The 14,757-nt window shown below is 42.6% G+C and carries 7 protein-coding genes; 1 reads left to right on the top strand and 6 read right to left on the bottom strand.

The features are described from left to right. Nucleotides 1-84: 84 nt before the first annotated feature. Nucleotides 85-2,868 (bottom strand): TonB-dependent receptor, encoded by a 2,784-nt coding sequence (locus AC3KVK_RS07090; RefSeq protein ID WP_490312104.1) that lies wholly within the window; start codon nt 2,866-2,868, stop codon nt 85-87. Nucleotides 2,869-3,588: 720 nt separating this feature from the next. Here AC3KVK_RS07090 and AC3KVK_RS07085 point away from each other — a divergent pair. Then, nucleotides 3,589-5,214, top strand: a complete 1,626-nt coding sequence (locus AC3KVK_RS07085; protein WP_490312105.1) for an alpha-glucosidase family protein — start codon at nt 3,589-3,591, stop codon at nt 5,212-5,214. A gap of 61 nt (nt 5,215-5,275) precedes the next feature. Here the strand turns inward: AC3KVK_RS07085 and AC3KVK_RS07080 are convergent, their stop codons facing one another. From AC3KVK_RS07080 to AC3KVK_RS07060, 5 genes are all read right to left on the bottom strand, one after another. After that, complete coding sequence (locus tag AC3KVK_RS07080) at nt 5,276-7,261, bottom strand: methyl-accepting chemotaxis protein (RefSeq protein ID WP_490312106.1); 1,986 nt, start codon at nt 7,259-7,261, stop codon at nt 5,276-5,278. Nucleotides 7,262-7,514: 253 nt separating this feature from the next. Continuing rightward, nucleotides 7,515-9,491 (bottom strand): methyl-accepting chemotaxis protein, encoded by a 1,977-nt coding sequence (locus AC3KVK_RS07075; protein ID WP_490312107.1) that lies wholly within the window; start codon nt 9,489-9,491, stop codon nt 7,515-7,517. Nucleotides 9,492-9,687: 196 nt separating this feature from the next. Beyond that, nucleotides 9,688-10,977 carry an NCS2 family permease gene (locus AC3KVK_RS07070; RefSeq protein WP_490312212.1) on the bottom strand — a complete coding sequence of 430 codons (1,290 nt, stop codon included), beginning with the start codon at nt 10,975-10,977 and terminating at the stop codon, nt 9,688-9,690. 143 nt (nt 10,978-11,120) lie between these two features. Continuing rightward, nucleotides 11,121-12,134 carry a UDP-glucose 4-epimerase GalE gene (gene galE / locus AC3KVK_RS07065; protein WP_490312108.1) on the bottom strand — a complete coding sequence of 338 codons (1,014 nt, stop codon included), beginning with the start codon at nt 12,132-12,134 and terminating at the stop codon, nt 11,121-11,123. An 848-nt stretch (nt 12,135-12,982) separates the two neighbouring features. Continuing rightward, a complete protein-coding gene (locus tag AC3KVK_RS07060; RefSeq protein ID WP_490312109.1) occupies nt 12,983-14,404 on the bottom strand; it encodes a mannose-1-phosphate guanylyltransferase/mannose-6-phosphate isomerase in 1,422 nt (473 codons plus the stop codon). Nucleotides 14,405-14,757: the final 353 nt, after the last annotated feature.

Below are 14,757 nucleotides of genomic sequence, written 5' to 3'. Positions count from 1 at the left end.
ACCTCATTGAATAGCTAAATAAAAGCCCTTGCAACACGGGTTAGCAAGGGCTTTTTCATTGGATAGTGAACGGTTATCTAGCCGTTAAAATTTGTAGCTTAAACCCAATAAGTAAGTACGACCATAATCTTGGTAATCACGTACTTGCAAATTGTTGTCGCCACTCAATGCAGTAAACGGCTCTTCTGTTAAGTTTTGTACTTGGAATGACACAGTCAATCCTTGTAATGATTCAACAGAAGATTCTTCAAAACTATACCCTAATTGCGCGTCCCAAATCGTTTCGCCTAAGATATCAACTTGTTGTGAGTCAAAACCAATGCCATAGACATCACCTTTAAAGTCACTACGTTTACGCATCGAAGCTCGAGCTTGGAAACCATAGTTTTCATAATAGAAGGTAAAAGTTTGGATCTTGTCAGATAACCCAGGCAACTCAAATTCATTCCCGTTTTGGTCTTCCATATCAGAATCAATCCCAGTATGGCTTGCTTGAATACCAAAACCTTCTAATGATTCATCAATTAATTTGAATGGGAATGTAACAGCTAACTCGTAGCCCCATAATGTACCGCCACCGCCATTGACTTTACCAGAGCCAGTACCGGTTGAATGAGGTGGGATTTCGCCAGTCGCCGGATCAGCCACTCCCGTCATGTCTACTTCATAATTACCATCAAAAATCCATTGATTTAAATCTTTGTGGAATAACGCCACAGAGAAATACCCTTCGTCTGAGAAGTAGTTTTCATACGATAAATCAATACCGGTCGCTTCTTTTGGCTCAAGTGATGGATTACCGCCACTCACTGACCAGTAATTGCCATTATCGTCAGGTTGATTTTGACTGTAGTTAGCATCAATTGACGCATTCATATCATCCATACGTGCGCGAGAAATCGTTTTAGCGACACCAAAACGTAACGATTGCTCATCATCCAACTTCAACACTAAATTTAAGCTCGGTAGCAAGTGTGAATAACTGTGATCAATGTCTGTCGGTGATGCAACCACTAGGCCCGCACTATTGGTAGTAAACGCCGAGCCTTGTGAAGATTGTTCAGTGTGCACATAACGCAGACCCGCGCCACCTGTTAGCGCCATACCCGCCACTTCGGTATTGATGTCGGCTTGCACAAACGCAGAGGTAATCGTTTCTTTCACTGTCCACGATTTAGTCGCATGTTTTGAATTTGTTAAGCTTTCGGCTAATAACGTGTAATAACCATCATCAATTAATCCTTTTGAGTCATACGCAATCATATTGCCCATGCCTATAAAGTCTAACGATGCCGTGCCTAAACGATAATCTTGTGGCACTTCTAACATGCCAGGGAAGGCATTAAGCGTCATGAAGTAACCTTCAGATACTTTTTGTTTTTCACGAGCGCGTTGTGACACACCATAAGTGATGGCAGAAACCACCTCTGTGTCGATGATTTGAGTGGCCGCTAGTTTAATGGCTTTTAATTCGTCATCGATGGTTGGGGTATTAATAAAGCCATCTTGGCCAGTATTTTCAAGCGGTGTACCTGTAATCGCCAGGCTATCGTTTAGTGCTGAACTCCAGCCCCACGTTAATGGGCCACCTAATTGAATCAAGCTATAGTCACTGTAATCCAATTGATGAGTGAACATCGCGCCAGTATTCCCGGCATTAAATTCATATCCTAAGTTATCCGCAACGCCTGCTGAATCACCCCGCCCCGTACCCGCGTAGCTTTCCATACTCCAAATTTTACGTTCAACTTTCGAGTAGCTCACGTCAAATTCGACGGACCAGCTATCATTGAGTTGATAGTCAGCATTAAAACCAAATGACGAAAGTTCTGCATCACGCTCTTCATGGTCATTTCGCACCACAACACGCTGCCCTTCGGTCATACCTTTAGTGATAAAACCAGTCGCGTCATCAATTTCAAGCGCTGAAACATTGCCTTGACCCCAAGCAAACGGCACTTCAATACCACGAAGGATTTTTGTATCGAGGAAATCAACATACAACGCATCGAATGTCAGTTGTAAATCATCAGAAGGCGCAGCTTCAATCACCAACATCATCGAATCTCGTTCAAGTTCAGAAGAACGCACAAACGGTTTCGCTCCCCCTAAAATCGAGTACTCTTTGCCATCAGCCGCAGTAAATTCAGGGTAACCCCATGAGTTCCAACGTTTTTCTTGATTTGGAGAGCTCATACTTGAATACGCAAAAGCGACACCGACCGTGTCATCGGCGAACTTATCTACATAAGAGAATGTTCCACGAAAACCAGTGTCTGCGCCATCAGGATTCAGCTTATCAAAACTGGTTTGTTCAAATTGGGTATTAATTTGTACAACACGCTCATCAATCGACAGTGGCTTAATCGTTTGCATATCAATCACGCCCGCAATGCCTTCACCTTCTAAGGTCGCATTCGGGGTTTTATACACAGTAACGCCGCTCATGATTTCTGAAGGATACAGATCAAATTCAACGCCACGATTGTCACTAATTGACACTTGCTCACGACCATTAAATGTCGTGCCGCTTTCGTTTTCGCCAAAACCTCGGATAGACACTCGGCTCGCACGTCCATCAAGACGTTGTGCCGCTAAACCCGGTAAACGTGCAATTGATTCAGCAATGGAAGAATCGGGTAATTTACCGATATCTTCAGCAGAGATAGACTCAACCACATTTGATGCAAAGCGTTTAACGTTAATTGATTCAACGATACTGCGACGCATACCACGCACTTCAATAACTTCGACTTCTTCAGCTACTGCTTCTTTGTTTTTTTGTTCTTCTGCTGCATACGCTGAGAATGAACCGATCCCAGCTGAAACAAGTGCCAGAGTTAGCATACTTGGCTTAAATATAGACATAGTGTTTTATCCCGATTGACTATTTTGTAAATAGCCCCAAATTAGTGCGAGTGTTAAAGCGTAGCGAGTGCACCAAATTGGGTCGCTTTTGTTGTCGGTAAAAATAGTAACGCTTGCAACAATTCTGATACAACTGACTGCATACGTATTCAACGAAAATACCCCGACGAAAGTTAACAATATTTTTACAAGTGTAGTGCTAAGTCCCCGATATTTAAAAGAAGTTACCAAACAAGATTAATAAATCGCAGAATCCACTGTTTTGAAGGGCTTATCAGCTATTAATTATTTTTAAAGCGCAGATCAAGCTCGAAACCTCGACTCATATTCCATGCTTTTAATGTTAAAAAATCGAAAACAGAAACACCCTTCCTTTTTGTGTCAATTGGTCAGACCAAAGTATTAAAGTATGCACCAAGTTCGTGCATACCAGCAAAACAGATTGGTGCAGCGCTATTTTCGTCACAAAAATGTCATTAAATAACGGCGCAAGCTAAAAAATCACGCGTTTGGTCAACTCATGCTAAACCTCAGCCTATTCTTAGACCAATCCTGAGTTTTAAAGCGGCTTAAGTGCCTTAAAACCAACCGATTATCATGCATACGTATGCATGCCTTTTACAGAAAAAAATGGATAACGTATGCTTTTGTCATCAAATGCGAGTCACTGCACTCGTTCACTAAAAACAACAAGTAGACCTATTAGGTTTTGGAGAGTCCATGGCCAAGCTCGAATGGTGGCAAGGTGCCGTTATTTATCAAATCTACCCACGTAGCTTTCAAGATTCAAATCAAGATGGTATTGGCGATATCCCCGGGCTCATTGCCCGCCTTGATTACATCAAAAGCTTGGCGGTCGATGCAATTTGGATTTCGCCCTTTTTTAAATCTCCGATGAAAGACTTTGGCTATGACATTAGTGATTATCGCGATATCGACCCTATTTTTGGCACCCTAGCCGACTTTGATGAACTAATTGCACAAGCCCATCAACGCGATATTAAAATTATCATCGATCAGGTGCTCAGTCACACCTCTGATCAACATGCTTGGTTTACGCAAAGTCGCCAAGATAGCCAAAATGAAAAAGCGGATTGGTATGTCTGGGCCGATCCCAAAGAAGATGGCACCGCACCGAATAACTGGCTGTCCATTTTTGGTGGGCCCGCTTGGCAATGGGAGCCAAGAAGAAAACAATACTATTTACATAACTTTTTGACTGAACAGCCAGATTTAAACTTTCATAACCCTGATGTCCGTCAGGCGGTGCTGGATAATGTGGAATTTTGGCTTAAACGTGGCGTCGATGGGTTTAGGCTCGATGCAATTAACTTTTGCTATCACGACGCTTTACTTCGAGACAATCCAGCGAAACCGGAAGCAAAACGCCAAGGTCGCGGTTTTAGTGAAGACAACCCTTACGCATTTCAGTATCACTATTACAACAATACTCAACCTGAAAACCTCGAATTTATGAAGTCAATTCGTGCCTTGCTGGATCAATATCCAGGCACAGTATCACTGGGTGAAATTTCCTCGGAAGACTCTTTGGCCACCATGGCCGATTACACTGCCGATGGTGATAAATTGCACATGGGCTACAGCTTCGAGCTATTAACTAACGATTACAGCGCTAGCTATATCAAAGAAACAGTGCAAGGTCTTGAAACACAAATGACCGAAGGTTGGCCGTGTTGGGCATTTAGCAATCACGATGTAACTCGAGTGGCAAGCCGTTGGGCGCAAGGAGCAGGTCGAAGCGATCAACAAGTAAAAATGCTCACCGCATTACTCGCGTCACTGCGCGGCAGCGTCTGCATGTACCAAGGTGAAGAACTGGGCTTAACAGAAGCCGACGTCGCGTTTGAAGATTTGCAAGATCCGTATGGCATTACCTTTTGGCCTAATTTTAAAGGCCGTGATGGTTGCCGCACGCCTCACCCGTGGAATGAATTAAGCGAGCATGCAGGTTTTTCCAATGGTAAACCTTGGTTGCCTGTTGCTGCGGATCATCAAACACTGTCGGTCGATAAACAAGAGGCTGCTAACGGTTCATGCCTACATGCATACCGAGAATTTTTGAATTGGCGTAAACAGTACCCTGCTTTGCAAGTGGGTGACATTACATTTATTGAGACCGCGGAGCCCATCTTGGCCTTTTGGCGACATTACCAAAACGAAACCATTCTCTGTTGTTTTAACTTAAGTCAACAAGCTGCCTCGATGACTCTTGCCGACACTCGATTAACTGAGATGGCACAAATAAGCCACCACAGTGGCCAACTTGTAAATAACCAGCTTAACCTGCCCTCGTTCGGCTGTTATTTTGCAAAAAAACACACTTGATTGTAATTGTATGATTTCCCTTGAACAAAACGCGCCTATGAGCGCGTTTTTTTACATGAAATTAAGCACTCAGCTTAAATTGAGTGGTCACCTGCTTTAGATCGCCCGCTAAATTATTCAACTCTAAACTCGCAGCCGAAACCTGATCGGCCCCCGCTGCATTATCGACGGCCGCTTGATTGATCGAGACCATACTTTGATTTACTTCTTCAGCACTGACAGATTGTTGCTCAGCCGCTGTCGCAATTAATTGTGCATTTTGCGCGATATCTTGGATTTCTATTAAGCTGCGTTCGATAGCTTTGCCTGATGTACGCGCAGAATCTATGGTTGTACGTGCGATGTCGGTTGACTCACCCATCACCTTCACGGCCTCTTCTGTCCCTTGTTGCAGTTGTTCAATCATGGCTTCAATATGACGGGTCGATTGTTGCGTTTTTTGTGCCAATTGCCGTACTTCATCGGCCACCACGGCAAACCCACGGCCTTGCTCACCCGCTCTGGCGGCTTCAATGGCTGCGTTGAGAGCCAATAAATTGGTTTGCTCAGCAATACCTTGGATTACTTCTAACACTCCACCAATTTGCTGCGAATGGCTGGCGACTTGTTTGATCACCTCGGTGGCATTGGAAACTCCAGCACATAAAATGTCGATATTGCTGATCGTCGCCATTAATGATTGGTTAGCATCTTCAGAGGTATATTGAGCACTTTGGGTTAACTCTGCGACATTACGCGCGTTGGTTGCAACATCTTCAATCGTCGCCACCATTTCTTGCATGGCCGACGACACACTGGCAATATTTGCATGCTGCTCTTGGAGGCTAGAGTTCGCTTGCGCACTGGCTGCACTGGTTTGTGCAGCTGTCGACGATAACAAGCCTGTTGAATCGACAATCGTAGTGAGCACTTTTTGCAAATTAAGATTCATTTGGATCATCGCCTGATAGACCCCAGTTGCGGGCTTTTCTTGCGCAGCAAAGTGGCTCGATAAATCACCAGATGCGATCCGCTCACTGATGGCTTGCATCAAGCTTGGTTCACCACCAAGTGGACGTAAAATTGATTGCGCAACAATCACGGTAACAGCGAACACACACCCGACGGTAAATAACACAATTGCTTTAATAATCCAGGCTAATTTATCCACAGGTGCAAATGCTTCAGATTCATCAATTTCAGCCAACAATACCCACTTTAAGCCTTTCACATCAATCGGAGTAAACGCTGATAAAACCGGATTACCATTGTAATCGATAATAATTTCGGTCGCAGACACGCCCATCAGAGCCTGTTTGACTGCTTTAGTATCCACTCCATTCTCTTTAATATTGCCAGCAAAACTCGCGACCACTGAATGACCATGCGGATCTAAAAATGAATCTGAACGCATCCGTAAATCAGCACCCACTAAGTAGGTTTCACCGGTTTCGCCCATTCCATCCCGTTGTTGCATCAATTGATTGATCCGCTCTATTGACAACTGTAACGCCGCAACTGCCACTAGCTTTCCTTGTTCCATCACCGGTACACCTATAAATGCAGCGGGCTCGTTATTGCTTGGTGCATATGGACTGAAATCTTCTATTACGTATTGACGAGATTCACTCACACGTTTAAACAAGGAAGCCAAACCTGAACGCTTGTAAGGTCCAGTGATTAAATTACTATCAAAATCTGCTTCTTTTGTAACGGTATAACTGACGTGGCCATCTGGCGTGATAATGAAAAAATCATAGTAACCATGCTCATCAATAAACCGACGAAAAAATGCATCATAACGTTCAGCCAGCTCAAACGTAGAAATCTCGGGATTGTATTTAACTAAGTTCTGCCAAGTTTGTTCCATTGTGATCATATCGGCGTGACTTTTCGCAAAGTAGCTTTCAATTTGTTGCTTTTTGATGGCTTTGACCGAGGTAAGCTGATTGTAGGCTTGGGTTTCAAGTGAATCACTGGCAATAAATAACGAAACAATGGCAATCACTGCAGCAGGAAGAATTCCTAAAGAAAGGAAAGAAATCAATAGTTTATTTTTTAAACGCATCCATATTTACTCAAGTTCCTCAAAGATGCGCTAAAGTACCCGAAATAAAGCTGCACTTAAATAGGAATCGATCTTATTAATGTTTCTATAAATGTACAAAACATCACCACCTGCTTGGTAATAATTTCGTAACACACTGATTATCAGAAAAAACAAAATAATAAGGCGATGTATTAACACATCGCCTTATGTAAAAATGAACTAAATTATACCTTTACAATATAAAAACTGTTTAATTAAAGGACACTGATTTTTAGTGTGCATTCAACTTAAACGAAGCCGTCAGCTGTTTCAGCGTCGCTGCAAGTTGGTGAAGCTCATTACTCGCACTTGATACTTGCTCAGCCCCTGCTGCGTTTTCTATCGCAACTTGATGGATTGACACCATGCTTTGATTTATCTCTTCTGATGTCGCGGTTTGCTGATGTACGGCAGCTGCAATTTGTTCTGCTTGGGCACTCATATTAGTGACTTCTTCTAAGGTTTGACAAACAGAAACAGCGCTGTCATTTATCATAACCGTAGATGAAAGAGTAAGCTCATTCATCACCTTCATTGCTTTGACCGCGCTAGCAGTACCAAGTTGTAACTGAGAAATCATTTGTTCCGTTTTCTCAATAGATTGTTGCGTCTGATGCGCCAATTGACGTACCTCATCGGCAACTACAGCAAAGCCTCGACCCTGCTCTCCGGCTCTGGCTGCTTCAATTGCTGCATTGAGCGCTAATAAATTAGTTTGCTCTGCAATGGTGTTAATGACTTCAAGTACACTACTGATCTGGCGAGAAAAACCATCGACTTCAGTAATAAGATGTTCAGTGCTGTCTACCTCATGGCCTAGTTGCTGCATAATTTGCTGACTTTTATTCAAGCTCGCATCTGCATTTTTCGTCGTCGTTAACGCTGCATTGCTTAAATCAGCCACATTGCGGGCATTTTGGGCGACATCTTCAATCGACATGGTCATTTCGTGCATCGCTGTACTGACATTTTCAATATTCACATTTTGCTCTTGCAAGCTATGATTTGCTTGTAGACTCACGGTCTTTGTTTGCTCTGCCGTTGCCGACAACACACCCGTAGAATCAATCACTGATCCCATCACACCGTGTAAATTTGCAGTCATTTTTTTCATCGCGGCCATTACGCCCGATGCGGATTGCTCAGAAAAACAGAGAGATAAATCACCATTCGCAATCCGTTCACTCAAGGCTTGCATTTCTTTTGGTTCACCACCCAAAGGCCTTAAAATAGAGCGCGCCACAAAATACGCAACAATCAATACAGCCAACACAGCCATAGCCACCACAAACTTGATAATCCACCGTAAGCTTTTAACTGGTGCAAATGCTTCCGCTTCGTCAATTTCAGCTAACAGAACCCACTTAAAATGATCAAACTCAATTGGCACATACGCTGAAAGTACGGGGTTGCCATTATAGTCAATCACAATTTCTGTGTTTGATAAACCAGCCAAACCTTTACGTACAGCTTGGGTATCAACGCCATTACTAGCAACATTTCCCGCAAAGCTTGCTTTCACTGAATGGCCAATGGGATCTAAAAATGAATCTGAGCGCATTAATAAATCATCACCCACTAAGTAAGTTTCGCCCGTTTTGCCCATTCCTTCACGTTGTTGCATTAGCGTATTAATTTTATCTATCGATAGCTGTAGCGCTAATACCATCTGTAGTTGGCCCTGTTTATAAACGGGTAGTCCAATAAATGCCGCTGGTTCGTTATTACTCGGTGCATAACGTTTAAAGTCTTCAACTGAAAATTGCCCCCGCGACTTTACCTGCATAAATAAATCAGCCAACCCTGTGTCTCTATAGAGCCCATGGATAAGATTTGTTTGATAATCACTTTCTTTAGCTACGGTATAGACAATATCGCCATGTGGATTGATAACAAATAAGTCGTAATAGCCTTGTTGAAGAATAAAATCTTGATAAAAATCATGATAATTGTGTGCTTTATCGCTTAAAGAATATTGTCCATTATCAAGCACTGACCACGAGTTTTTAACAATGTTAAGATCAGCTTCAGCTTGAACAAAGTACTGCTCTATTTGTGCTTTTTTAATATGCTTGATTGAGGTGAGCTTATTATAAACTTGTTGCTCCAATGCATTACTTGCCATGACCAATGACACAACAGCAATAATCGCTGCAGGTATCACCCCCAATAACAAAAATGATAACAATAACTTCTTCTTTAAACGCATTTATAGGTCCTGTTCAGTTCAAATTTTGCGCAAATGTACAGGGTTAAAGCGGCAAATAAAAGTATAAAAAACGAGCGATTGTATAGGAATGTAAATGAGAAAATATTGCTGATCTCAGCCATTTTATAAGTGACTGTTACACAATGGAATTAATAATAAGGTTGTATCCAATCAAATACAACCTTATACTTTTAGCTTATAAAAATGCAAATTTTAGTATAAATAGACTAGTTAAAATCCACACACTCATACTAATGTCGTGACGTTTTCCGCACAGTAATTTGACTGCCGTATAGGCAATAAATCCCAATGAAATACCATGGGCAATTGAAAAGGTCAGTGGTGTCATCAATAACACCGTACAAACGGGCACTGCTTCGGTCATGTCATCCCAATCGATTAATTTAAGATTTTGTAACATCAAAACCGCTACATACAAAATAGCACCCGCGGTTGCATATGCAGGCACCATGGCCGCTAACGGGGCAAAAAAGAGCATCAGCAAAAAACAACAGCCAACCACTACGGCTGTTAAACCCGTGCGCCCACCCACAGATACCCCTGCAACAGACTCAATATACGACGTAGTAGTTGATGTGCCTAATGTCGCCCCTGCAATGGTGGCGGTACTATCAGCACTGAGCGCGCGACCTAGGCGCGGAATTTGACCTGAGTGATCAGCGATCCCTGCTTTTTGTGACACCGCCACTAAAGTCCCAGAGGTATCAAATAAATCGACAAACAAAAAAGCAAAAATCACACTCAGCATTGACAACTCAAGCGCAGCAGCAAAATCTAACTGCATAAAAGTCGGTGCCAGTGAAGGCGGCGTATCAATAAGGCCTGTATATTCCACTAAACCCAGCGCCAACGCGACCATAGTCACAAGTAGAATACTCAATAACACCCCGCTTTTAATATCTCGGTACAACAAAGCAGCGATAAAGAAAAAACTCGCAATCGCGAGTAATGGACCTGGCTGGGTGATGTCGCCAAGCTGCACGAATGTTGCTGGGCTTGCGACGATAATACCCGCATTTTTAAGAGCGATAAGTGCTAAAAAAGCCCCTATGCCGGTTGCAATAGCTAATTTAAGCACTGCTGGGATTGCATTGATGATCCATTCGCGCACTTTAAATAAGCTGAGAATCAAAAATAGACAGCCAGAAAAAAACACAGCAGCCAGCGCAGCTTGCCAAGTATGCCCCATGCCAAGTACCACACCATACGTAAAAAATGCATTCAGGCCCATCCCGGGCGCTAACGCTAATGGGTAATTGGCCCAAAACCCCATAATAAAACACCCAATCGCGGCAGCAATACAGGTTGCAGCAAACGCCGCACCTTGATCAATGCCTGCTTCTGCCAGCATAGCTGGGTTAACAAATACGATATACACCATAGTGACAAACGTGGTGATCCCAGCAATCACTTCTGTTCGCACATTCGAACCTAGTTCGTGAATTTTAAATATTTTTTCTAGCAACATAGTTTATTTTCTTAGGGGCATAAAGATGCAGAAGATACTACAAGGGAAGCCAAGTCTGAGCAACTCAGTACAGATAAAACGACAAGCACAAAAAAGCCTCACAAATGAGGCTTTATATAGCTAAATGGCAGTGAGCCAGCTTAAGCGTCATACCCTTTGGGGTTATTGCTTTGCCAATGCCATGCATCACGCATCATATCGTCAAGGGTTTGCTTGGCTTGCCAATTAAGCAGCGTTTTGGCTTTTTGCGGATCAGCGTAACACGTCGCAATATCGCCAGGGCGGCGCTCTGCAATCACATACGGGACTTTAATGTTATTAACCGATTCAAACGAATTAACGATATCTAACACAGAATAACCCGTACCCGTGCCTAAATTAATCGGCTCAAAACCTGTTTGACTGTCGAGTAAATTAAGGGCACAAATATGACCAAGTGCTAAATCCACCACATGAATGTAGTCTCGTACACCTGTCCCGTCATGGGTGTCGTAATCGCCACCAAAGACCGACAATTTTTCACGCATGCCAAGCGCTGTTTGCGTTACATAAGGCAATAAATTATTAGGAATACCATTAGGCATTTCACCAATTAAGCCCGACTTGTGCGCCCCAACAGGGTTGAAATAACGCAGCGCCACCACCGACCAATTAGCGTCACTTACACAAACATCGCCAAGCATTTGTTCAACTTGTAACTTATTTGCACCATAAGGGTTAGTGGTGCGCAGTGCACAGTTTTCATCAATCGGGAGTCGCTCAGGCGAGCCATACACTGTCGCAGACGAACTGAAGATTATTTTCTTTATTCCCGCTTTCTTCATCGCCTCGAGCAATCGCAAACTACCGCAAACATTGTTATCGTAATAACTAAGAGGCATGGCCACCGACTCACCCACCGCTTTTAAACCTGCAAAATGGATCACCGCTGAAATACTATGTGCAGTAAAGACGGCATCAAGCGCTGCGCTATCACGAATGTCGCCTTCTATAAAATGCGGTTGTTTACCTGTTATGGTTTCAATCCGGTTTAAGACCGCTAAGTTAGAATTCGATAAGTTATCAAACACCACCACATCGTGGCCTAAATTTAATAACTCAACCACAGTATGACTGCCGATATATCCGTTACCGCCTGTGACTAAAATCGCCATGAAATTCTCCTATTATCTGTTTGTGGGTATTTAAACACACGCGCAGCATCAACTAAACTAAGTATTGCAGTATTTTCGATACAACCAAGATTCTTTTTGTGTCTAAAGTTTTTTGCACCAGATGCAAATTTTACAAATGGTTAATTAGTGTGAAACTTTAACGGATCAATCACCACAAAAACAACGGTGTGGCGAAGGTTTTAAAACACTCCTGTCAGCAAGGAAACCTCAGGCACATTTTGAGCCACCACGTATTCATAAAATCCAACCATATTTACCTGAAAAATAAAACGCAAAAACGTACTTTCAAACCTATTTATCACATTTAAATTTGCTAAAAGTAATAAACTTCACTTTCTCTGTTTATCTCTCCTCAACAAACGTTTACACACTCGGGTAATTAATCTTGTATTTTTTCCTTTCGCTCAACGAAGAAAATTAGACCGCTGAGTTTCACCTGAGACTGATGACAACACGATAACACAGGAATTGAAACGCTAAAGCGCCTGAAAAATAGTCGGCTTAAGATTTTGGCCATAAAATGACCCCACTGAAATTAATGACAAGATCAAAATACCACTCTCGAACTATCGATTGTGCACAAAACTTTGTTTAAATTTTCGACAGCAACTTTACCAACCAATAAAAAATCAGCGAATCATTGAATTAAGGATCGCAAACTCATATTAAAATTGAAGCTTCGAAAATTCAAAGCACCTCCTTTTTTGTGAATAATCACGCTTATTGCTTATCCGTAATTCACCTAACTCATCTTAAAACGATGATTTAATCCTTTTGCTTAAACTGGCACCGCAAATTAGTGCTTACAGTTAAAATCTCGAAAGAATTTATCGCCCGTAACTGTCTTCAAAGCGAATAATATCGTCTTCACCTAAATAAGAGCCTGACTGTACTTCAATTAGCTCCAAATCGACCTTTCCTGGATTTTCAAGGGCGTGGATCACACCAACCGGAATGTACGTCGATTGATTTTCAGTTAACAAGCTCACTGTATTGCCGTTTGTAACTTTGGCGGTGCCTGAGACGACAATCCAATGCTCAGCGCGATGATGATGCATTTGCAGCGACAATTTCGCGCCTGGTTTGACGGTGATACGCTTTACTTGAAAACGCGCGCCGTTATCAACCGAGTCATATTTCCCCCAAGGGCGATACACTTCACGATGAAGTGTGACCTCAGAACGATTATCAGCCTTGAGCTGGTTAACAATCTCTTTAACTTGCTGAGATTTATCTTTATGTGCCACTAATACTGAATCTTTGGTATTAATAATCACTAAGTCTTCAACGCCGACTGTGGCGACTAACTTATCTTCGCCAAAAACTAAGGTGTTTTTTGTATCGACCGCTTTTACATCACCTTTGAAGGCATTACCGTTTTCATCTTGCGGTGACACTTGCCAAAGCGCAGCAAAACCACCCACGTCATTCCAGTCAGCATCCATTGGTACAACCACCACATCATCGCTATCGGGCTTAGAACAAAGTGGCTCCATCACCGCATAATCAATCGACTCACCTGGGCAGGCTTCAAACGCTTGTTTATCGACACGTATAAAATCTAAATCTTGATTTTGTACGGCCATTGCTTGCTCGCACGCAGCATAAATATCAGGTCGGTGAATGTTCAGTTCGCTGAGGTAACGGCTGGCTTTAAACATAAACATGCCGCTATTCCAATAATAATCACCTGATTCAACATAAACTTGTGCCGTGGCCAAATTAGGCTTTTCGACAAATTGATCAACAACAAAGCCATTGTTTAAAACATTGCCACGTTTAATGTAGCCATACCCCGTTTCTGGGTTATTAGCCACAATACCAAAAGTGACTAACTGGCCTTTCAGCGCACTCTTCGTTGCTTGTTCAATCGATTTTGTAAACGCCGTTTGCTTCTTAATCACATGATCGGCAGGGAGCACTAACAATAACGGATCATCGCCCTGTTCAATGGCTTTAAATGCGGCCAAAGCAATGGCCGGTGCCGTATTGCGCCCTACTGGCTCTAACATTATCCCGGAGTGCTCGATACCAAGTTGGCGTACTTGCTCAGCAGCAATAAAACGATGCGCTTCGTTACAAATAAGTATAGGAGCAGTATGGTTTAGGCCATTTAGGCGACAAATAGTTTGTTGTAAAAGTGAAGCCCCACTCTGATCGAGGGATAAAAACTGTTTAGGAAAATGGCCTCGCGACAGAGGCCAGAGACGGGTGCCAGCACCACCAGCTAAAATAACAGGAACAAGCATAAGAAGAGCCTATAAAGAAGAAGCAGATATTATAAGCATTTCACCATATCAGATAACAGCACCAATAACTGATTTTTAAACTTAAAACAGCCTCCACGTAACTTACCCACAAGATAAAGAGATATCAGCCTCCTTTGGAATATCACTTTATACTACTGGCGGTATACAACTCGTTAGTCGCATTTAGTCTTTCACAGTCATTTTAAATACGCACCAAGATCATTTCTAATCAGTATTCGTATCAATGACTTATAAAACCCGCCAGAGTTAGCCTGCCAATAACCTCTCAACAATCGCATCATTAAAACAATGCTATTATCTCACAGACTTACTCGCATTCAATAACTCACCTG

This window comes from Pseudoalteromonas sp. J2K-J979 (assembly GCF_058169715.2).
The sequence above is the reverse complement of the archived record's forward strand: the minus strand, read 5'-3'. Positions and strand labels throughout refer to the sequence as shown.